Consider the following 307-nt stretch of genomic DNA (forward strand, 5'->3'; position numbering starts at 1 on the left):
CCATTAAAAACACCCCGTGTTTTAATGGAAACAAATGAGCAATCAAACACTTTTTGGAGAGTTTGATCCTGGCTCAGGACGAACGCTGGCGGCGTGCCTAATACATGCAAGTCGAGCGGACAGATGGGAGCTTGCTCCCGGAAGTCAGCGGCGGACGGGTGAGTAACACGTGGGTAACCTGCCTGTAAGACTGGGATAACTCCGGGAAACCGGGGCTAATACCGGATAATATCAAGAGCTGCATGGCTCTTGATTGAAAGGCGGCTTCGGCTGTCACTTACAGATGGACCCGCGGCGCATTAGCTAG

At 52.4% G+C, this 307-nt stretch carries 1 rRNA gene; it reads left to right on the forward strand.

The window, feature by feature from the left end:
* Positions 1-50 precede the first annotated feature (50 nt).
* Positions 51-307: ribosomal RNA gene (locus tag RG959_RS23975) — 16S ribosomal RNA — on the forward strand; the annotation flags it as partial.

Origin of the sequence: Domibacillus sp. 8LH (assembly GCF_038806185.1) — a bacterium.
Lineage (GTDB): Bacteria > Bacillota > Bacilli > Bacillales > Domibacillaceae > Domibacillus > Domibacillus indicus_A.